The organism is Bacillus sp. FSL W8-0848 (genome assembly GCF_038007805.1).
GTDB lineage: Bacteria > Bacillota > Bacilli > Bacillales > Bacillaceae > Bacillus > Bacillus glycinifermentans.
Window position 1 is genome coordinate 37,501 of record NZ_JBBOYB010000001.1, and the last position, 20,159, is coordinate 57,659.

Annotated in this window: 22 protein-coding genes and 2 rRNA genes (1 of these 24 running past the window's edge); 23 read left to right on the plus strand and 1 reads right to left on the minus strand. The window is 45.2% G+C overall.

Going from position 1 to position 20,159, the window contains the following annotated elements:
- The 15 genes from NSQ39_RS00195 to rsmI all read left to right on the plus strand — a co-directional run.
- Positions 1 to 1,718: ribosomal RNA gene (locus NSQ39_RS00195) — 23S ribosomal RNA — on the plus strand (it extends 1,214 nt beyond the left edge of the window).
- Between the two features lie 52 nt (positions 1,719 to 1,770).
- A 5S ribosomal RNA gene (gene rrf / locus NSQ39_RS00200) occupies positions 1,771 to 1,886 on the plus strand.
- Between the two features lie 263 nt (positions 1,887 to 2,149).
- Positions 2,150 to 2,341, plus strand: coding sequence for a sigma factor G inhibitor Gin (locus tag NSQ39_RS00205; protein WP_175077166.1), 192 nt, complete (start codon positions 2,150 to 2,152; stop codon positions 2,339 to 2,341).
- Between the two features lie 188 nt (positions 2,342 to 2,529).
- Positions 2,530 to 3,162 (plus strand): 5-bromo-4-chloroindolyl phosphate hydrolysis family protein, encoded by a 633-nt coding sequence (locus NSQ39_RS00210; protein WP_175077167.1) that lies wholly within the window; start codon positions 2,530 to 2,532, stop codon positions 3,160 to 3,162.
- Positions 3,159 to 4,286 carry a toxic anion resistance protein gene (locus NSQ39_RS00215; protein WP_216899556.1) on the plus strand — a complete coding sequence of 376 codons (1,128 nt, stop codon included), beginning with the start codon at positions 3,159 to 3,161 and terminating at the stop codon, positions 4,284 to 4,286. Before NSQ39_RS00210 ends, NSQ39_RS00215 begins: the two co-directional genes overlap by 4 nt.
- A 93-nt stretch (positions 4,287 to 4,379) precedes the next feature.
- Positions 4,380 to 5,822, plus strand: coding sequence for an aminotransferase class I/II-fold pyridoxal phosphate-dependent enzyme (locus tag NSQ39_RS00220; RefSeq protein WP_175077169.1), 1,443 nt, complete (start codon positions 4,380 to 4,382; stop codon positions 5,820 to 5,822).
- On the plus strand, positions 5,819 to 6,457 hold the full coding sequence (gene tmk, locus NSQ39_RS00225) for a dTMP kinase (RefSeq protein ID WP_216899558.1): 639 nt from the start codon (positions 5,819 to 5,821) through the stop codon (positions 6,455 to 6,457). Before NSQ39_RS00220 ends, tmk begins: the two co-directional genes overlap by 4 nt.
- A 58-nt stretch (positions 6,458 to 6,515) precedes the next feature.
- Positions 6,516 to 6,845 (plus strand): cyclic-di-AMP receptor, encoded by a 330-nt coding sequence (locus NSQ39_RS00230; protein WP_046131743.1) that lies wholly within the window; start codon positions 6,516 to 6,518, stop codon positions 6,843 to 6,845.
- 11 nt (positions 6,846 to 6,856) lie between these two features.
- Positions 6,857 to 7,297, plus strand: coding sequence for a YaaR family protein (locus NSQ39_RS00235; RefSeq protein ID WP_046131742.1), 441 nt, complete (start codon positions 6,857 to 6,859; stop codon positions 7,295 to 7,297).
- 11 nt (positions 7,298 to 7,308) lie between these two features.
- Positions 7,309 to 8,298 carry a DNA polymerase III subunit delta' gene (gene holB / locus NSQ39_RS00240; protein ID WP_175077171.1) on the plus strand — a complete coding sequence of 330 codons (990 nt, stop codon included), beginning with the start codon at positions 7,309 to 7,311 and terminating at the stop codon, positions 8,296 to 8,298.
- Between the two features lie 2 nt (positions 8,299 to 8,300).
- Positions 8,301 to 9,128, plus strand: coding sequence for a PSP1 domain-containing protein (locus NSQ39_RS00245; protein WP_046131740.1), 828 nt, complete (start codon positions 8,301 to 8,303; stop codon positions 9,126 to 9,128).
- 14 nt (positions 9,129 to 9,142) lie between these two features.
- Complete coding sequence (gene yabA, locus NSQ39_RS00250) at positions 9,143 to 9,505, plus strand: DNA replication initiation control protein YabA (RefSeq protein ID WP_046131739.1); 363 nt, start codon at positions 9,143 to 9,145, stop codon at positions 9,503 to 9,505.
- 82 nt (positions 9,506 to 9,587) lie between these two features.
- Complete coding sequence (locus tag NSQ39_RS00255) at positions 9,588 to 10,331, plus strand: tRNA1(Val) (adenine(37)-N6)-methyltransferase (RefSeq protein WP_046131738.1); 744 nt, start codon at positions 9,588 to 9,590, stop codon at positions 10,329 to 10,331.
- On the plus strand, positions 10,318 to 10,611 hold the full coding sequence (locus tag NSQ39_RS00260) for a GIY-YIG nuclease family protein (protein ID WP_046131737.1): 294 nt from the start codon (positions 10,318 to 10,320) through the stop codon (positions 10,609 to 10,611). Before NSQ39_RS00255 ends, NSQ39_RS00260 begins: the two co-directional genes overlap by 14 nt.
- Positions 10,586 to 11,461, plus strand: a complete 876-nt coding sequence (gene rsmI, locus NSQ39_RS00265; protein ID WP_175077188.1) for a 16S rRNA (cytidine(1402)-2'-O)-methyltransferase — start codon at positions 10,586 to 10,588, stop codon at positions 11,459 to 11,461. Before NSQ39_RS00260 ends, rsmI begins: the two co-directional genes overlap by 26 nt.
- Positions 11,462 to 11,507: 46 nt before the next feature.
- Here rsmI and abrB read toward each other — a convergent pair whose 3' ends face one another.
- Positions 11,508 to 11,801: a transition state genes transcriptional regulator AbrB gene (abrB, locus tag NSQ39_RS00270; RefSeq protein WP_087962552.1), complete on the minus strand. Its 294-nt coding sequence runs from the start codon at positions 11,799 to 11,801 to the stop codon at positions 11,508 to 11,510.
- 506 nt (positions 11,802 to 12,307) lie between these two features.
- Between abrB and metG the strand changes: the two genes are divergently transcribed.
- From metG to NSQ39_RS00310, 8 genes are all read left to right on the plus strand, one after another.
- Positions 12,308 to 14,296 carry a methionine--tRNA ligase gene (gene metG, locus NSQ39_RS00275; protein ID WP_175077172.1) on the plus strand — a complete coding sequence of 663 codons (1,989 nt, stop codon included), beginning with the start codon at positions 12,308 to 12,310 and terminating at the stop codon, positions 14,294 to 14,296.
- Positions 14,297 to 14,384: 88 nt separating this feature from the next.
- Positions 14,385 to 15,152: a TatD family hydrolase gene (locus NSQ39_RS00280; RefSeq protein WP_175077173.1), complete on the plus strand. Its 768-nt coding sequence runs from the start codon at positions 14,385 to 14,387 to the stop codon at positions 15,150 to 15,152.
- A gap of 243 nt (positions 15,153 to 15,395) precedes the next feature.
- Complete coding sequence (locus NSQ39_RS00285) at positions 15,396 to 16,595, plus strand: G5 and 3D domain-containing protein (protein WP_175077174.1); 1,200 nt, start codon at positions 15,396 to 15,398, stop codon at positions 16,593 to 16,595.
- A 156-nt stretch (positions 16,596 to 16,751) separates the two neighbouring features.
- Positions 16,752 to 17,312: a ribonuclease M5 gene (gene rnmV / locus NSQ39_RS00290; protein WP_175077175.1), complete on the plus strand. Its 561-nt coding sequence runs from the start codon at positions 16,752 to 16,754 to the stop codon at positions 17,310 to 17,312.
- Positions 17,305 to 18,183 (plus strand): 16S rRNA (adenine(1518)-N(6)/adenine(1519)-N(6))-dimethyltransferase RsmA, encoded by an 879-nt coding sequence (gene rsmA / locus NSQ39_RS00295; protein ID WP_341013947.1) that lies wholly within the window; start codon positions 17,305 to 17,307, stop codon positions 18,181 to 18,183. Before rnmV ends, rsmA begins: the two co-directional genes overlap by 8 nt.
- Before the next feature lie 141 nt (positions 18,184 to 18,324).
- Positions 18,325 to 19,206 (plus strand): sporulation peptidase YabG, encoded by an 882-nt coding sequence (gene yabG / locus NSQ39_RS00300; RefSeq protein WP_046131784.1) that lies wholly within the window; start codon positions 18,325 to 18,327, stop codon positions 19,204 to 19,206.
- Between the two features lie 212 nt (positions 19,207 to 19,418).
- Complete coding sequence (veg, locus tag NSQ39_RS00305) at positions 19,419 to 19,679, plus strand: biofilm formation stimulator Veg (RefSeq protein WP_046131785.1); 261 nt, start codon at positions 19,419 to 19,421, stop codon at positions 19,677 to 19,679.
- 155 nt (positions 19,680 to 19,834) lie between these two features.
- Positions 19,835 to 20,020: a small, acid-soluble spore protein, alpha/beta type gene (locus NSQ39_RS00310; RefSeq protein ID WP_175077177.1), complete on the plus strand. Its 186-nt coding sequence runs from the start codon at positions 19,835 to 19,837 to the stop codon at positions 20,018 to 20,020.
- Positions 20,021 to 20,159 lie beyond the last annotated feature (139 nt).

The window sequence follows — 20,159 nt, forward strand, 5'->3', positions numbered from 1 at the left end:
TTCTTGCGAACAGTGGTAGGAGAGCGTTCTAAGGGCTGTGAAGCGAGACCGGAAGGACTCGTGGAGCGCTTAGAAGTGAGAATGCCGGTATGAGTAGCGAAAGAGGGGTGAGAATCCCCTCCACCGAATGCCTAAGGTTTCCTGAGGAAGGCTCGTCCGCTCAGGGTTAGTCGGGACCTAAGCCGAGGCCGAAAGGCGTAGGCGATGGATAACAGGTTGATATTCCTGTACCACCTCCTCACCGTTTGAGCAATGGGGGGACGCAGGAGGATAGGGTAAGCGCGGTATTGGATATCCGCGTCCAAGCAGTTAGGCTGGGAAATAGGCAAATCCGTTTCCCGCAAAGGCTGAGCTGTGATGGCGAGTGAAATATAGTAGCGAAGTTCCTGATTCCACACTGCCAAGAAAAGCCTCTAGCGAGGTGAGAGGTGCCCGTACCGCAAACCGACACAGGTAGGCGAGGAGAGAATCCTAAGGTGATCGAGAGAACTCTCGTTAAGGAACTCGGCAAAATGACCCCGTAACTTCGGGAGAAGGGGTGCTCTGTTAGGGTGCAAGCCCGAGAGAGCCGCAGTGAATAGGCCCAGGCGACTGTTTAGCAAAAACACAGGTCTCTGCGAAGCCGTAAGGCGAAGTATAGGGGCTGACGCCTGCCCGGTGCTGGAAGGTTAAGAGGAGCGCTTAGCTTATGCGAAGGTGCGAATTGAAGCCCCAGTAAACGGCGGCCGTAACTATAACGGTCCTAAGGTAGCGAAATTCCTTGTCGGGTAAGTTCCGACCCGCACGAAAGGCGCAACGATCTGGGCACTGTCTCAACGAGAGACTCGGTGAAATTATAGTACCTGTGAAGATGCAGGTTACCCGCGACAGGACGGAAAGACCCCGTGGAGCTTTACTGCAGCCTGATATTGAATGTTGGTACAGCTTGTACAGGATAGGTAGGAGCCTTGGAAACCGGAGCGCCAGCTTCGGTGGAGGCATCGGTGGGATACTACCCTGGCTGTATTGACCTTCTAACCCGCTGCCCTTATCGGGCAGGGAGACAGTGTCAGGTGGGCAGTTTGACTGGGGCGGTCGCCTCCTAAAAGGTAACGGAGGCGCCCAAAGGTTCCCTCAGAATGGTTGGAAATCATTCGCAGAGTGTAAAGGCACAAGGGAGCTTGACTGCGAGACCTACAAGTCGAGCAGGGACGAAAGTCGGGCTTAGTGATCCGGTGGTTCCGCATGGAAGGGCCATCGCTCAACGGATAAAAGCTACCCCGGGGATAACAGGCTTATCTCCCCCAAGAGTCCACATCGACGGGGAGGTTTGGCACCTCGATGTCGGCTCATCGCATCCTGGGGCTGTAGTCGGTCCCAAGGGTTGGGCTGTTCGCCCATTAAAGCGGTACGCGAGCTGGGTTCAGAACGTCGTGAGACAGTTCGGTCCCTATCCGTCGCGGGCGCAGGAAATTTGAGAGGAGCTGTCCTTAGTACGAGAGGACCGGGATGGACGCACCGCTGGTGTACCAGTTGTTCTGCCAAGGGCATCGCTGGGTAGCTATGTGCGGACGGGATAAGTGCTGAAAGCATCTAAGCATGAAGCCCCCCTCAAGATGAGATTTCCCATTCCGTTAAGGAAGTAAGATCCCTGAAAGATGATCAGGTTGATAGGTCTGAGGTGGAAGTGTGGCGACACATGGAGCTGACAGATACTAATCGATCGAGGACTTAACCAAACATGAATGTCATATCGTTATCTAGTTTTGAGAGAACACCTCTCAATATAAGTTTGGTGGCGATGGCGAAGAGGTCACACCCGTTCCCATGCCGAACACGGAAGTTAAGCTCTTCAGCGCCGATGGTAGTTGGGGGTTTCCCCCTGTGAGAGTAGGACGCCGCCAAGCAACCCGAAAGGCCAGCTTAGTAAAGCTGGCCTTTTTTGTATATATGCTACACCAATCAAATTGATTTCATAGATTGGGAGTTCTTATGACAACCGGCAACTATAACACAGGTTATCCGTCCAAGGCGGCACAGATGTCAATATTGTGATACAGACACCTAAAGTCTGCCGCTTACATATACTAATCTAACCTTCAAAAACTTTCTTAATTTTGTATACAAATGTTGTTTTTCGGGAATACTGAAGCCCATGGAGGTGGAATGAATGAGCAAGTCTGATCATGGGGAAACGTGTATCATTTGTGAGGAAAAAAAAGCCGAAGGTATTCACCTTTATACAAAATTTCTATGTGTGGATTGCGAAAAAAAGATTATTTCTACATCAACCTCAGATCCCCAATATTCTGATTACGTCAAAAAATTAAAAAGTCTCCGTACGCCGCCATTGTATTCTTAGACCGTTTCCAGGTCTTTTTTTTTGCCGCTGAACGGAAAACTTTATGTTCATATGAAGGGCATGTATAATGGTATTATCGAAACTTGACACATTGACTTTTTAGGCATCTGGACGAAGGTGTCTTTTTTCTATAATTGCGGGAACTTTGTGTTATCGGGAATCAAGAAATGCGTGGGGAGTAGATGGTGATGAAACAGATCCTTCAATTTTTGCTTCGTGTATTAATCGCAAGCACGATGTCTGTGCTTCTTTGGCTGACAAGCTTCTTTGCTTTTAACCAGACGTTTCTGCTGTCTTCTCTTTATGCTTGTGCGGGTTGGGCCGTGATTTACCTTGGGGGCAAATGGTATGAAACACATGTATTTTTAAAACAACATCAGCTGACAAGACGGGAATACGCATACATCAAGCAAAATTTACAGGAAGCGAAATTAAAAATCGCCAGATTGAGAAAGTCCCTGTTTGCAGTCAAAAACATTCAAACCATCAAGGAAAACCTGGAAATATTGCGGATTGTCCGGAAAATTTATATGCTGACAAAACAAGAACCGAAGCGTTTTTATCAAGTAGAACGTTTTTATTATCAAAGCCTTGATTCAATTGTTGAACTGACAGAAAAATATGCTTTTTTAGCCTCGCAGCCAAAACGAAGCGCAAAACTTGAAGTGTCCTTAAGCGAAACCCGCATGACAATTGACCAACTTGCCAAGCAATTGGAAGAGGACCTTTACGACTTGATTAAGCCGGATATCGACGATTTGGAATTTGAGCTGGATGTCGCCAAGCATTCATTAGAAAGCAGGAGGGGAAAAGCTGAATGAGCCAGTATCAATCGCCATGGCAGAAGAAAGGCGGTTTGTCCGTATCCTTTGGACAGGCAGAAAAAGAGGTTGATTCGCTGCCTGAGGAAAAACGCCGTCAAGCATTGCAGCAGTCAGAGCAGATTGATCCAAAGAATCACCAAAGCCTCGATTGGTTTGGAAACCAGGCTCAATCCAGACTGTTGAATTTTTCGCATGCCATGCTTGAGCACGTTCAAAAAAACGACGTCGGCGAAATCGGGAATATTTTGAACGACCTTATGAAAAAGCTTGAACAGGTCAGTCCCGATGAGCTGAAGCCTGCAAAAAAAAGTCTGTTTTCGCGTATCTTTGGAAGGATGCCCAGCCCGGTTCAAGAAGTATTATCAAGGTATCAGAAAACGGGAGCCCAAATTGACAGAATCAGCGTCAAGCTTGAGCATGCCAAAAACGCGCTGATCAAGGACAATCAGATGCTTGAACAGCTGTATGAAAAAAATAATGAATATTATGAAGCGCTGCATGTTTATATTGCAGCTGGACAGCTGAAATTGAAAGAGTTAAATACAATAACCATTCCGGCGCTAAAAGAAAAAAACGAAACAGTACAAAATCAAATGGCTGCTCAAGAAGTGAACGACATGATTCAATTTGCAGACCGCCTGGATAAACGGATCTATGATTTGACGTTAAGCAGACAAATCACAATGCAGAGCGCATCTCAGATCAGGTTGATTCAACATACAAACCGGGTGCTCGTTGAAAAGATCCAATCTTCGATTATGACGGTGATACCGCTTTGGAAAAATCAAGTGGCCATCGCTTTGATATTGCTGCGCCAGCGCCGTGCTTCGGAGACTCAAAATCAGATATCAAAAACGACAAACGAGCTGCTGTTAAAAAATGCGGAGATGCTGAAAGGCAGCACAATTGAAACCGCCAAAGAGAACGAGCGCGGTTACGTCGACATCGACACGTTGAAAAAAGTCCAGGAAAACTTAATCGCCACACTTGAAGAGACCATTAAAATTCAAGAAGAAGGCCGCACCAAACGCATTCATGCAGAAGAAGAAATCAGGATGATGGAAGAAGATCTTAGAGGCCAAGCTGGTAAACATGAAATCACCCCCCTTCATAAAAGATGATAAAGATTTACCATAAGGTCCTTCTTTAAGTTATTCATCCGGAAGGGTATAATAAGGGCAGAAATCAGTTGTCATATTAAAGGATCGGATGATATGAAGACACCTCTATTCACAGCATTGGTAGACCATGCCAAAGAAAACCCTTATTCTTTTCACGTTCCGGGACATCACAATGGAGATGTCTTTTTTGATGAAGGAAAGTCACTGTTTAATTCCATCCTTCAAATAGATTTGACAGAATTGACGGGGCTTGACGATTTGCATGAACCTTCAGGCGTTATTAAAGAGGCGCAAGATTTAACAGCCGAGCTCTACGGTTCAAAAGAAAGTTTTTTTCTCGTGAACGGATCGACTGTCGGGAACCTGGCGATGATTCTTTCGGTTTGCCGGCCGGGCGACCTTTTGCTCGTTCAGCGCAACTGCCATAAATCAGTTTTTCATGCGGTCGAACTCGCCGGAGCACGTCCGGTATTCTTAACGCCTGAAATTGATGATGAGATGGCTGTTCCGACACGCGTTTTGCAGCAGACAGTGAAAGAGGCTGTTTCAAAATATCCGACGGCAAAGGGCATCATGCTGACATATCCTAATTACTACGGTCATGCCGCCGATTTAAAGCCGATCGTCGAAGAAGCCCATAAACACCACATGCCTGTTTTGGTCGATGAAGCACACGGCGCTCATTTTGTGCTGGGGCGTCCTTTTCCGCAGTCAGCTCTGGAGGCAGGAGCCGATGCCGTCGTTCAGTCTGCTCATAAAACGCTGCCGGCCATGACAATGGGGTCTTTTTTGCATCTTAACAGCCGGAGAATCGACAGGGATCGGCTTGTGCACTATTTAACCGTGCTGCAAAGCAGCAGCCCGTCTTATCCGATTATGGCGTCGTTGGATTTGGCAAGGGCCTATGCAGATCATCTGCTAAAAACAAACAGGATGGAACGTGCAGAGAAAGAGATCACCGCAATGAAAGAGCAGTTTTTGAATATAGCAGGTGTAGAGATCGCAGAACCGGCCGATCCCCTCATTCAGCAAGACCCGCTGAAAGTGTGCGTCAGATCGAAGCAAGGCCACTCAGGCTACGAATTAAAGAAGATCTTTGAGCAAAATGGCGTGCATCCTGAACTGGGAGATGAAAGGCAGGTACTGTTTATCCTGCCGCTGGAAGGAAAAAGAAGCTTGGATCCTGAGACGATCAGGAGGATTGGAAAGGAAATAGAAAGCAGATCACCAGGGATTCACAGCCAGGTTCAGATCGGAGAGCCCGTGGAGAAAATCACGACCCTGCCTTACGATAAAATCACCCTGTCATCTTTTAAAACGGAGTCAGTGCCTTTCAGCGAGGCCGCAGGACGGGTAAGCGCAGAACAGGTAATTCCGTATCCGCCGGGCATTCCTCTCATCATGGAAGGGGAAAGGGTGAAGCAAGAGAGTATCCGCCGGTTGTCCCGGCTTGTCGATCTGCACGTACACATTCAAGGAAGCAGCCACTTAAAACAAAAACAACTAACTGTATATATAGAAGAGGAGAAATCATGAACGGTTTATTTATTACCTTTGAAGGCCCTGAAGGTGCAGGGAAAACAACCATACTTCAAGGGGCAGCAGAAGAATTAAGGAAAAACGGCCATTCCGTTCTCGCAACAAGGGAGCCGGGCGGCATTGAAATAGCAGAACAAATCCGCGAGGTCATTTTACATCCGGAAAACACGGCCATGGACCCGAAAACAGAAGCGCTTTTATATGCAGCGGCGAGAAGGCAGCACCTGGTTGAAAAGGTAAAGCCGGCTCTTGAAGATGGGAAAATCGTTTTATGCGACCGCTTTATCGACAGCTCCCTCGCTTATCAAGGTTATGCAAGAGGGCTTGGAGTTGATGCAGTCCTATCCATTAATCAATTTGCAATCGGAAACATGATGCCGCATATCACCATCTACTTTGCCATTGATCCGGAAGAAGGCATCAAACGGATCAATGCAAATGATTCGCGTGAGAAAAACCGTCTTGATCTTGAAAAACTCCATTTTCATACGCTCGTTCAAAAAGGCTATCAGGAGGTTATAAACCGTTTTCCCGGCCGCTTCAGAACAGTCGATGCGAGCCGGTCTATTGAGCATGTGCAAAAAAGCGTAAACGAAATCATTGAAGAAGCATTAAAAACGATTCGACTGTGACCTGCTTCCCATTCTATTGTTATAATGGTAACAAGAATATCCTTAGGAGGCTTTTAAAATGAAACTAATCATAGCGGTTGTTCAGGATCAAGACAGCAATCGGCTTTTAAAGGCTTTGACTGATCATAATTTTCGCGTGACAAAACTTGCGTCCACCGGCGGCTTTCTGAAGTCGGGAAACACAACCTTTATGTTGGGCGTCGAAGATATTCGGGTTGATAAAGCATTGAGTCTGATTAAAGAAAACGGAAGTAAACGGGATCAGCTGATCGCTCCTGTATCACCAATGGGCGGAAACGCGGATTCATATGTCCCTTACCCCGTTGAAGTAGAAGTGGGCGGAGCGACCGTGTTTGTGCTGCCGATTGAACAATTCCATCAATTTTAAGGGCTGAGGATATGAAAATAAGTCAAGAACTGCGAACGATGATAGAAAAACAGCAGACTCCTCCCGCCAGAGGAGAGAACATTTCTGCTTCGTTTAAGGAAAAGATAAACATCCAAACCGGCAAGCTCAGATTCGAACAGCTGACAGTGCTTTTGTCGGATATTGAGGCGTTTGGGAAGCGCCTGGCAAAGTCGAGAAATTTTAAAGATTTGGCGAGATTTAAAGGCTTAATCAAGCGCTTTGTGAAAGAAGCCGTTGAAAACGGCCTGACGGTTGAGAATTCCAGGAGTTTTGACTTGTATGGAAACAGCAGGACATTGAGCATTGTCAAAGAGCTTGATGAAAAGCTCGTTCAACTGACGGAGGAACTGCTTGATCAAGAAAAGCCCTCCATTGAACTGCTGGAACGAATTGGGGAAATAAAGGGTTTATTGATAAACCTTTACACATAGAGAGTGATCGTATGGCTACAACCTGGACAGAAATGCAAAAGCTTCAGCCGCGGGTTATGAAGCTTTTGCAAAATAGTATAGAAAGAAACCGGCTTGCCCACGCCTATTTGTTTGAAGGGCGAAAAGGGACCGGAAAATTAGACGCGGCCATGCTGCTGGCGAAAAGTTTTTTTTGCCTTGAAAAGGGCGTGGAGCCTTGCGAATCGTGCCGAAATTGTCAGCGGATTGCCTCCGGCAACCACCCGGATGTACACGTCGTTCACCCGGACGGCCTGTCCATCAAAAAGGGACAAATCCAGGCTCTTCAGGAAGAATTCTCAAAAACAGGCCTGGAATCTCATAAAAAGCTCTACATTATTTCGCACGCTGATCAGATGACGGCAAACGCCGCAAACAGCCTGCTGAAGTTTTTGGAAGAGCCGAGCAATGATACGATAGCGGTGCTCTTAACGGAACAGCCGCAGAAATTGCTTGATACGATTATATCGAGATGTCAGGTTCTGGCGTTTCAATCGCTGCTGCCCGAATCGATTGAAAAGGAACTGATCAAACAAGAGGTCTCCCCGCATCTTGCAGCCCTTTTGTCGAATATGACAAACAATTTATCGGAAGCGCTCGAATTGAGTCGAAATGATCAGTTTGCAGAGTCCAGAGCGAAAGTGATAAAATTGTATGAAGTCTTACACCAGCGAAAAGGACATGCTTTTTTCTATATTCAAGATCAGTGGATGCCCTTTTTCAAGGAGAAAGACCACCAAGAAATGGGTCTTGATATGCTTTTATTTATATACCGTGATATATTGTCCATTCAGATAGGACATGAAGATAAAATACTATTTCAGGACTTATTCCAAACATTAAAACAGCACGCGCTGCAATCAACGCAACAAAGAGTGACAAACCAGATTCTTGCTGTTTTAGAAGCAAAAAAACGGCTTTATTCCAATGTTAATGCTCAAGGTTTAATGGAGCACTTGGTTTTAATGCTGCAGGAGGGATAAGCTTGTATAATGTCATTGGTGTTCGCTTTAAAAAAGCGGGCAAAATTTATTATTTTGATCCGAATGGATTTAAGATAGATAAAGACAACTGTGTGATCGTTGAAACGGTTCGCGGTGTTGAATACGGGCAAGTCGTCATCGCGAATAAGAAGGTAGACGAGCACGATGTGGTGCTGCCGTTGCGCAAGGTCATCAGGGTGGCCGATGAGCGCGACCGCCTGATTGTCGAGGAAAATCAAGAGGCCGCTCTTTCCGCCTTTGATGTTTGCCAGAAAAAAGTGAATGAGCACGGTCTTGAGATGAAATTGGTCGATGTCGAATTCACATTTGACCGGAATAAAGTCATATTTTACTTTACGGCCGACGGAAGAGTCGATTTCCGGGAGCTCGTAAAAGATCTGGCTTCCATTTTCAAAACGAGGATCGAGCTCAGACAAATCGGAGTAAGGGATGAAGCAAAGATGCTCGGAGGCATCGGACCGTGCGGAAGAATGCTGTGCTGTTCGACTTTTCTCGGAGACTTTGAGCCTGTTTCCATCAAAATGGCGAAAGATCAAAACCTGTCCCTTAATCCGACGAAAATTTCCGGACTATGCGGACGGCTCATGTGCTGTTTGAAATACGAAAATGACGAATATGAAACGGCGAAGGAGCAGCTCCCGGATATCGGGGAAGTGATCGCCACGTCTAACGGACCGGCGAAAGTTGTCGGGCTGAATATTCTCGAACGCATTCTTCAGGTTGAACTGACAAACTGCGAAAAAGTTGTGGAATATACGTGGGATGAGCTGCTGCAAGAAGGTGTCGTATCTGCACAAACCACAGATTAACGAGGTGTGAAACCTTGGATAAAAAAGAATTGTTTGATACAGTCATAAGTTTAGAAGAACAAATAGGATCTCTGTACCGCCAGCTGGGAGACCTCAAGCAGCATATCGGGGAAATGATCGAAGAAAACAACCATTTGCAGCTTGAAAACGAACATTTGCGCAAGCGGCTGGAAGAAACCGATCAAAGGCTGAAGACGGCAAAGGCAGGCGGGAAGGAGTTAAAAGCGGAGAAGACGGGGCATGCTGATATTGGTGAAGGCCATGACAATTTGGCGCGCCTGTATCAGGAAGGCTTCCACATTTGCAACATTCATTACGGAAGCGTCCGCAAAGAAGGAGACTGCCTTTTCTGCCTCTCGTTTTTAAATAAAAAATAAAGGAAGGGCTTCCGGATCAAAACGGAAGCCCTTTTAACGGAATAAGCGCCAAGACTAGATTTTTTTCGGAAAGGGAAAAAACATGATTGAATTAAAAGATGATGAGCGACTCGATTATTTGCTGGCAGAGGATATGAAAATCGTGCAAAGCCCGACGGTGTTTGCGTTTTCCTTAGATGCAGTCCTCCTGTCGAAGTTTGCATATGTTCCGATTCAAAAAGGAAAGATCATCGACCTTTGCACGGGAAACGGAGTTGTTCCGCTGCTTCTCAGTACCCGCTCAAAAGCGGAAATCACCGGGGTTGAAATTCAGGACAGATTGTACGACATGGCTGTAAGAAGCGTGGAATACAATAATCTGCAAAAACAGATCCATCTCATCAGAGACGATTTGAAGAATATGCCGCAGGTGCTCGGACACAATAGAGCCGATGTTGTCACATGCAATCCCCCTTACTTTAAGACGCCGCAAAAAACGGAACAAAATCTTAATGAACACCTGGCGATTGCCAGGCACGAAATTTATTGCACGCTTGAAGATGTTGTCCGTGTCGGCAGCAAGCTTTTAAAGCAGGGCGGAAAGCTCGCTCTTGTCCATAGACCGGGAAGGCTGCTCGAGATTTTTGAACTCATGAAGGCGTATCAAATAGAGCCGAAGCGTGTGCAGTTTGTGTATCCGAAGCAGGGGAAAGAAGCCAATACGATTTTAGTAGAGGGCATCAAAGACGGCCGCCCCGATCTGAAGATTCTGCCGCCTCTTTTTGTATATGATGAACACGATCAATATACAAGTGAGATAAGGAAGATACTATATGGAGACAAATAACCACTATTTTTATGTGCTGTCATGCCGGGACGGCAGCTTGTATGCGGGATATACGAACGATATTGAAAAGCGGCTGAAAACCCATAATGACGGAAAAGGCGCAAAATATACAAGAGCAAGGCTCCCTGTAAAGCTGCACTATGCGGAACGCTTTTCAACAAAAAGAGAGGCCATGCAGGCGGAATATTATTTCAAAAAATTATCAAGAAAAAACAAAGAAAGCTATATAGAAGAAAAGCGAAAGGCGGGTGTTCATCATCAATCGTCAACAGAGCTTTGACCAACGATCACAAATGGGAACGTTGTACCTCGTTCCTACACCGATCGGCAATTTAGAGGATATGACGTTTCGGGCCGTTGAAACATTGAAAACGGCTGATATCATTGCTGCGGAGGATACCCGGCAGACGAAGAAATTGTGTCATGTATATCAAATCGAAACACAACTTGTCAGTTACCATGAACATAATAAAGAAAGCAGCGGACATAAAATTTTGGAATGGCTGAAGGAAGGAAAAGACGTCGCGCTTGTCAGCGACGCCGGAATGCCGACTATATCTGATCCCGGTGCTGAAATCGTCCGCGACTTTATCGATATCGGCGGATATGTCGTGCCTTTGCCCGGTGCGAATGCAGCGTTAACCGCTCTGATCGCTTCCGGTCTTCCCCCTCAGCCCTTTTTTTTCTTCGGGTTTTTGGACCGGAACAAAAAAGAGAGAAAAAAACAGCTTGACGAATTAAAAAACAGACAGGAAACCGTGATTTTCTATGAATCGCCCCATCGGTTGAAGGAAACGCTGTCGGCGATTTACGAGGTATTCGGAAACCGCCGGATCGCGGTGACGAGAGAGCTGACCAAAAAATTTGAAGAATTTATAAGAGGAACGATAGAGGAAGTGCTGACATGGGCCGGGGAAGAACAAGTGCGCGGAGAGTTTTGCCTTGTCGTTGAAGGGTGCGGTGAAACTGTTGCCGAAGAAGCGGCCTGGTGGGAAAATCTCTCGGCAAAAGAACATGTCGAACATTATATCAGCAAAGGGTTTCATTCCAAGGAAGCCATCAAAAAAGCTGCTGTTGACCGAAACGTTCCAAAACGAAAAATCTATGACGCATATCATATCCAAAATTGAAAAAAACCGCTCTTGCCTTGGCAAGAGCGGTTTTTGTATAATCAAATTAATTTTTTAGAGATTGAAGCTGTGCTTGAATTTCATTGATGATTTGCTCAGCGCCTTCTGGGCTAAGAACCAGTTTACCGCCGGCAAGTTTAAGGTTGTCATCAGAAACTTCGCCAGTTACTTGGCAAGTCATGTTTGGTTTATATTTTTTCAAGATGATTTTTTCGTCATCAACATAGATTTCAAGAGCGTCTTTTTCTGCGATTCCAAGCGTACGGCGAAGTTCAATCGGAATCACCACGCGTCCTAGTTCGTCAACTTTACGTACAATACCTGTAGATTTCATATTCATTCTCCTCCCGAAAGATTCTTATTTTAATAAGTGTTATAATCTTCGTCATTATTCGACAAAATCCTTACAGTCCTAGCATAACAAGGTTTCCAATAAACGTCAATCATTTTCTTTTCTATAGTTTGTAAAAATTAGATCTTATAGTCAAAAGACCTTGAGAGAACTGATGAAACAAGGGATTTGAAGATGATAAAACCAATCGATAATCCTAAAATATGTCCTTAAATCAAGACTTTCGAACTAAGGTTTTTCTTCATATCGATTATATACGACATTATTCGACAATGAAAGCATTTTTTTGTCGAAGTTGAATAGGATACTCAAAAAAATAATGTGTAATCGACCATATTCCTTGTTTTTCGATATGTATATTTTCTTGAACTTAAAGGCTAAGATGGTATCATATAAAGAGGGAATATGTAATCAACGATATATTGAATGAAGACACTTGCCGCTCTCGTCCTTTGGGCGGGAGTTTTTTGACATTTTAATTGGGAGGTTCCATCATGCCGCAAGAAAAAAATACGTTTTACATTACAACACCGATCTACTACCCAAGTGGAAAATTACATATTGGACACGCCTACACCACAGTTGCCGGGGATGCAATGGCCCGGTATAAAAGGCTGAGAGGCTACGATGTCAGATACTTAACCGGAACGGATGAGCATGGCCAAAAAATCCAGCAAAAGGCTGAAGAGGCAAACATTGCACCTCAGGAATTGGTGGATCGTGCGGCAGAAGATATTCAGAAGCTTTGGAAAAAGCTCGATATTTCCAACGACGATTTCATTCGGACGACACAAGAACGCCATAAGGTCGTCATCGAAAAGGTTTTTCAAAAGCTGCTCGACAACGGGGATATTTATCTTGATGAATATGAGGGCTGGTACAGCATCCCTGATGAAACGTTCTACACGGAGACTCAGCTCGTCGACGTTGAACGAAATGAAAAAGGGGAAATCATCGGAGGAAAAAGTCCTGACAGCGGGCATCCTGTTGAGCTGATTAAAGAGGAATCCTATTTCTTCCGCATGGGAAAATATGCTGACCGCCTGCTCGCTTTTTATGAAGAAAATCCTGAATTTATTCAGCCTGAATCCCGTAAAAACGAGATGATCAACAACTTTATCAAGCCGGGCCTTGAAGATTTGGCCGTATCCCGGACGACGTTTGACTGGGGCATCAAGGTGCCGGGCAATCCAAAACACGTCGTTTATGTTTGGATAGACGCCCTCTTTAACTATATAACGGCCCTCGGCTTTGGCACGGAGAACGATGAACTTTACAAAAGGTACTGGCCTGCCGATGTTCACCTTGTCGGGAAGGAAATCGTCCGCTTTCATACGATCTACTGGCCTATCATGCTGATGGCATTGGACCTTCCTTTACCTAAAAAGGTTTTTGCCCACGGATGGCTATTGATGAAAGACGGAAAAATGTCCAAATCAAAAGGGAACGTTGTAGATCCCGTTACATTAATCGACAGATACGGACTTGACGCGCTGCGCTACTACCTGCTTCGCGAAGTGCCGTTCGGCTCTGACGGCGTCTTCACCCCTGAAGGGTTCGTTGAGCGGATTAATTATGATTTGGCGAATGATTTAGGAAACCTTTTGAACAGAACGGTCGCTATGATCAACAAATATTTTGACGGTGAGATTGCATCATATCAAGGTCCGGTAACGGAGTATGACGAATCTCTGTCATCGTTTGCAGGAGAAACGATCAAATCTTATGAACAGGCGATAGAAAACATGGAATTTTCCGTGGCGCTTTCTTCCCTGTGGCAGCTTGTCAGCAGAACGAATAAATATATCGATGAAACCGCACCTTGGATTCTTGCCAAAGATAAAGAAAAAGAAGGCGAACTAAGATCCGTGATGTATCATTTGGCTGAATCTCTGCGAATCACGGCGGTCATGCTGCAGCCGTTCTTAACGCAAACGCCTGAAAAAATCTTTGCACAGCTCGGCGTGGCAGATCCGTCATTAAAAACGTGGGAGAGCATCACAAGCTTCGGACAGTTGAAATCGGTGAAGGTTCAAAAAGGAGAACCGTTGTTCCCGCGGCTGGAAGCCGAAGAAGAGGTTGCATATATCAAATCAAAAATGCAGGGAACGGCTCCAAAAGAAGAACAGAAAAAAGAAGAAGCAGCACCGGAACGGCTCCCGGAAATCACATTTGACGACTTTATGAGCACAGAGCTCAGGGTAGCTGAAGTCCTTCAGGCGGAGCCTGTTAAAAAAGCCGATCGTCTGTTAAAATTGCAGCTTGATCTGGGCTTTGAAAAACGCCAGGTCGTATCTGGGATTGCCAAGCATTACAGGCCTGAAGAATTAGTCGGACGAAAAGTCATTTGTGTAACAAACTTAAAACCGGTAAAACTAAGAGGAGAATTGTCTCAGGGGATGATTTTGGCCGGTGAGGACAACGGCGGTCTGTCGCTTGCAACTGTAGACAGCTCTTTAGCAAACGGTACGCGAATCAAATAAAATCTGACAAAAGGTGTTTCACGTGTAACATTTCGTCGAACACCTTTTGTTTTTATCGACAATACATACGAAAAGGGTGGCATGTTTTATGTTATTTGATACACACGCACATTTAAACGCAGAGCAGTTTAACGAGGATTTGGAAGATGTCATCGCCCGGGCAAAGGAAGAAAAGGTCGAGAATATCGTCGTTGTAGGCTTTGACCGTCCAACGATCAAGCGGGCCATGGAACTGATTGAGACATATGACTTTATTTACGCGGCAATCGGATGGCATCCGGTTGATGCAATCGACATGACCGATGAGGACCTTGCATGGATTAAAGAGCTTTCTTCCCATGAGAAAGTCGTGGCAATTGGCGAAATGGGCCTCGATTACCACTGGGATAAGTCGCCGAAAGACGTTCAAAAAGAAGTGTTCCGCAAGCAAATTGCTTTGGCAAAGGAAGTTGGCCTTCCGATTGTGATCCACAACCGGGATGCGACTGAGGACGTCGTCACGATTTTGCGGGAAGAAGGGGCCGAGGAAGTCGGCGGAATCATGCATTGCTTTACAGGCAGCGCCGAGGTGGCGAAAGAATGCATCAATATGAATTTCTACCTATCTTTCGGCGGTCCGGTCACATTTAAAAATGCAAAAAAACCGAAAGAAGTCGTCAAGCAAGTACCAAATGACCGACTTCTGATCGAGACGGATTGCCCGTATCTGACGCCGCATCCTTTCAGAGGAAAGCGGAATGAACCAAGCTACGTAAAACTGGTCGCGGAACAGATCGCAGAGTTAAAAGGAATGACGTATGAAGAAGTGGCTGCCATTACCACCGAAAATGCAAAAAAACTTTTCGGCATCAGCTGACAGCATTTGATGTCAATCTTTGCGCAAGCTTGTCTTTTCGGGAGTTGATTCTTAGAAGTTCTACATGTCTGTTTACACTCATAGGATATCTTTGTCGACAAGTCTTTCTTTCTTTTATGAGGTTGTTTTCCCATAATAAAAGTAATGGCGGCTTGCGGTTAAAAAGGGAGGAGGGTTGACAGGCTTGTAGATACTCTATATAATCTCCCCGAGGAGAAGGAGGCGTTTTTCATCATACAAAAAATGAAAAAGCTGTTTTCCGTAAAGCTTAGCAGAAGCAGAGGGGTTCTGATTGCTGCCGGACTGCTGGTGGCAGGCACAGGAACCGCTTACGGAGCAAATGAGCTCACAAAACAGCCGGTCTCGATTTCAATTAACGGGAAAAAGCAGAGCGTACGGACGCATGCGAAAACGGTAGGTGAGCTGATGAAAAGCTTAAACATCGAAACGAGGAAAGAAGATCACATCTCTCCCGCTGAAGATACAAAAATCACGAGCAACATGAATGTTGAATACTTTGCTGCCAAACCGGTCCTTTTGACGATGGACGGTGAGGAAAAGCAAGTGTGGACGACAGCGGGAACGGTCGGCAAACTTCTTAAAGAGTTAAATCTAGAGTTGGCGGAACATGATCAAATTGATCCCTCAGTTGATAAAGAGATAAAAAAAGACATGAAGCTGACTTTGCAAAGAGCTTTTAAAGTGACTGTAAAGGATGCCGGCAAAAATAAAGACATATGGACAACTTCGACTACTGTCGCTGACTTTTTAAGACATCATAAGATCAGCATAAAGGGCGAGGATGAAGTCAAGCCTGCGCTGGATGAAAAGCTGACGAAGGATCAGGCGGATATTCACATTACTCGTATCAAAAAGGTCACCGATGTAGTGGAAGAGGACATTCCTTTTGACGTGCGGAAGAAAGAGGATGCATCTTTGGAAAAAGGCACGGAAAAGGTGGTTCAGCAAGGCAAACACGGCAAGCTTAAAAAGCACTATGCCGTTGTGAAGAAAAACGGCAAAGAAGTTTCCAGGGAATTGATTAAAGAGGAAACAGCAAAAGAAAGCAAAGCCAAAATCATCGCCGTCGGCACGAAGAAAAAAACCGTAGCGCAAGTGAGCGCAAATGTATCGCGCGGCAATGAAGCCTCTGGAAAAGAGTTCTACGTGTCTTCAACAGCGTATACAGCAAGCTGCAGCGGCTGCTCGGGACACACGGCAACGGGTGTCAATTTAAAGAACAATCCGGGCTCCAAGGTCATTGCGGTGGATCCGCGCTTTATTCCATTGGGCACTAAAGTCCATGTGGAAGGATACGGCTATGCGATTGCTGCCGATACAGGTTCGGCAATCAAAGGCCGCAAAATCGACGTGTTCTTTCCGAACAAGTCTGCAGCTTACCGGTGGGGAAGCAAAAAAGTTAAAATTAAGGTTCTGAACTAAATATATATTTATTATTCTGTTTGTAAGCAGAGGGATTTTGCGCCCTCTGTTTTTTTGGTTATAATAGATCCATCTTGTTTTCTAATCAATTAGACGGTTTTATTACAAAAAGGTTTCAGTTTTTTTAAAAATGTTTTTCAACTTGCGGAGGAAGAAATGAAGATTAAGGAAATCATCGTTGTCGAAGGACGTGACGATACAGCAAAGGTCAAGTCCGCTGTTGATGCGGACACAATTGAAACGAACGGTTCCGCCATCGGGGAAGATGTGATAAAACGAATTCAGCTCGCTCAAAAAACGCGGGGCGTTATTATTTTAACGGATCCCGATTTTCCGGGTGAAAAAATCAGAAAAACGATCGCTGAAAAAGTGCCCGGATGTAAGCATGCATTTTTGCCGAAAGATTTGGCAAAGCCTAAAAACAAGCGGGGAATCGGCGTTGAGCATGCATCGGTTGAAAGCATCAGAGCCTGCCTGAAGACCGTTCAGGAGGAAATGGAACCGACTGAGCCGGAAATCGAAGCCCGCGATTTAATCGAAGCCGGTTTGATCGGCGGCCCTCTTGCCAAAAAAAGACGGGAGCGGCTCGGTGAGATTTTAAATATTGGATATACAAACGGAAAGCAGCTTCAAAAGCGTCTGCAGATGTTTCAAATTAAAAAAAGCGATTATTTTAGCGCTCTGGATGCTGTGCTGCGGGAGGAAAAGAATGAATAAAGACATCGCCACCCCCAAAAGGACAAAAGAAATCCTCGATAAATACGGATTTTCTTTTAAAAAAAGCCTGGGACAGAATTTTTTAATTGATACGAATATCCTGGACAGAATCGTCGACCACGCCGGAGTGACGGAGCGTACGGGCGTGATTGAAATCGGTCCGGGAATCGGAGCTTTGACCGAGCAATTGGCAAAGCGCGCGAAGAAAGTGGCGGCTTTTGAAATTGACCAAAGGCTTCTGCCCATTTTAAAGGATACGTTGGCGCCTTATGACAATGTGACTGTGATCCATCAGGACGTCCTTAAAGCCGATGTTAAAGCCGTGATGGACGAGCAGTTTCAGGACTGTGATGAAGTGATGGTTGTCGCCAATTTGCCGTATTATGTGACGACCCCTATTATTATGAAGTTTTTGGAAGAAAATCTGCCGCTTAAAGGCATCGTTGTCATGCTTCAAAAAGAGGTGGCAGACCGGATGGCTGCAAAGCCTTCATCAAAAGAATACGGCTCGCTTTCCATCGCGGTTCAATTTTATACTGAGCCGAAAACGGTCATGGGAGTACCGAAGACGGTTTTCGTTCCCCAGCCGAATGTGGATTCCGCCGTCATCAAGCTGACGCTGAGAGAAGCTCCGGCTGTAGCGGTCAAGGATGAGTCGTTTTTCTTTCAGGTCGTCAGGGCGAGCTTTGCCCAGCGCCGCAAAACGCTTTTAAACAATCTCTTCAATAACTTGCCGAACGGCAAGGAGAAGAAAGCGGACATTGAAAAAGCGCTGCGGGATTCGCAGATTGACGGGAAGAGGCGCGGAGAATCGCTTAGTATTGAGGAATTTGCCGTGCTTTCCGACCGCTTGTCTAAAGCCTTTCTGTAAAAGAAAGGCTTTTTTTCATGGGCATGTGGCAGCTTGCCATCTGTTCACCACTTGACCTCGAAATACATAGGCTAAAGAAGCACCTTTATAATGTCTGTCAATTGTTTAAATAGGGCTTAGTCTATGTGTGGAGTGAAAAGCATGCAGTTTAAAATAGGCGATATGGTAGTGAGAAAATCTTATCGAAGAGATATTTTATTTCGAATCATACGAATCGATCAATCGGCAAAGGGAGAACCGATAGCCGTTTTGCACGGGGATGAAGTGAGGTTAATCGCTGACGCGCATTTAACGGATCTGGAGATTGTCCGCGAGGCTGAGCGCCTGATGAGAAAACAGGAAGAAGAAACAAAAATGAAGGAATCCCTCGACTTGCTCCGTCAGGATTATAAGCTGCTGCGCGAAAAACACGAATACCGTGCAACAAATCAATACAGCCACCAACAGCAGTATTTTCATATGCCGGGAAGAGTCCTACATTTAGACGGGGATTCGGCTTATTTAAAGAAGTGCCTTACGTTGTATGAAAAAATCGGGGTTCCCGTATACGGCATCCATTGTTATGAAAAGAAAATGTCAGCCGTCATTGAGGAGCTTCTTGACGAGTACCGGCCGGATTTATTGGTTATCACGGGGCATGACGCGTATTCGAAACAAAAAGGGGACATCAACAATTTGGATGCCTACAGGCATTCAAAGGATTTTATCGAAACCGTTCAAAAAGCAAGAAAAAAAATCCCCCATCTCGACCAGCTCGTGATTTTTGCCGGGGCGTGCCAGTCCCATTTTGAATCATTGATCAAGGCAGGGGCCAATTTTGCAAGCTCACCGTCAAGAGTTAACATTCACGCGCTTGATCCGGTCTATATTGTCGCAAAAATCAGCTTCACTCCTTTTATGGACCGAATTAACGTCTGGGAAGTGCTCAGAAATACGCTGACGAGGGAGAAAGGGCTCGGAGGCATTGAAACCCGGGGCGTTTTGCGAATTGGAATGCCGTATAAAACGAAAGCAGCCGATTAAACCCGCCCGATTTTGGCGGGTTTTTGTCAAATTATCGCCTTATTTTTAAAAAACATACATAAATAAACGAAAAATGAGAAAAATAGGGGAAAGTTGGCGTACAATTTTCACAATTATTTTATTGACAATAGCTCATAAACGTTGATATAATTTAAATTTTATTTGACAAAAATGGGCTGTTGTAGTATACTGAATGTAGTGAGGTGGATGCAATGGCGAAAACGTTGTCCGATATTAAAAGATCGCTTGATGGACATTTAGGAAAAAGGCTTACGTTAAAAGCAAACGGAGGCCGCCGAAAAACGATTGAGCGTTCGGGCATTTTAGCTGAGACGTACCCTTCTGTTTTTGTGATACAACTAGATCAGGACGAGAATTCGTTCGAGAGAGTTTCATACAGTTATGCGGATATTCTTACTGAGACCGTCGAATTAAGGTTTTCTGACGACAAAACGGGCTCAGTAGCCCTTTAATAAGCAGTAGACATTATGTTTACTGCTTTTTGTTTTGCCTTTTTTTATCCAATATTTTTCGGGAAAGATCTGACGGGGAAGAAGCAAAGCTATAAATGTCACTCGTTTGATGAAGGTTCTGCTAATGGTATGATACTTGAAAGGGGCTGTTTCGCATGGGCAGACGTCGAAGCATCATGTCAGAGGAATTCAAATATGAATTGGCAAAAGATCTTGGGTTTTACGATACTGTAAAAAACGAAGGCTGGGGAGCGATTCGGGCCAGAGACGCCGGAAACATGGTAAAGCGGGCCATTGAATTAGCCGAACAGCATATCGCTCAAAATCAACAGAATCGATAAAACGGGTGACAATGGAGGACGCTGCCGTCCTCCGTTTTTTTTATAAACGTCCGAACCTTGCCGCTCTACGTGCATTTGTACGTCCTGTACTATAAAATATGTTACAATGTGGATACTTATGTTTAGATGGAGAAGTAGG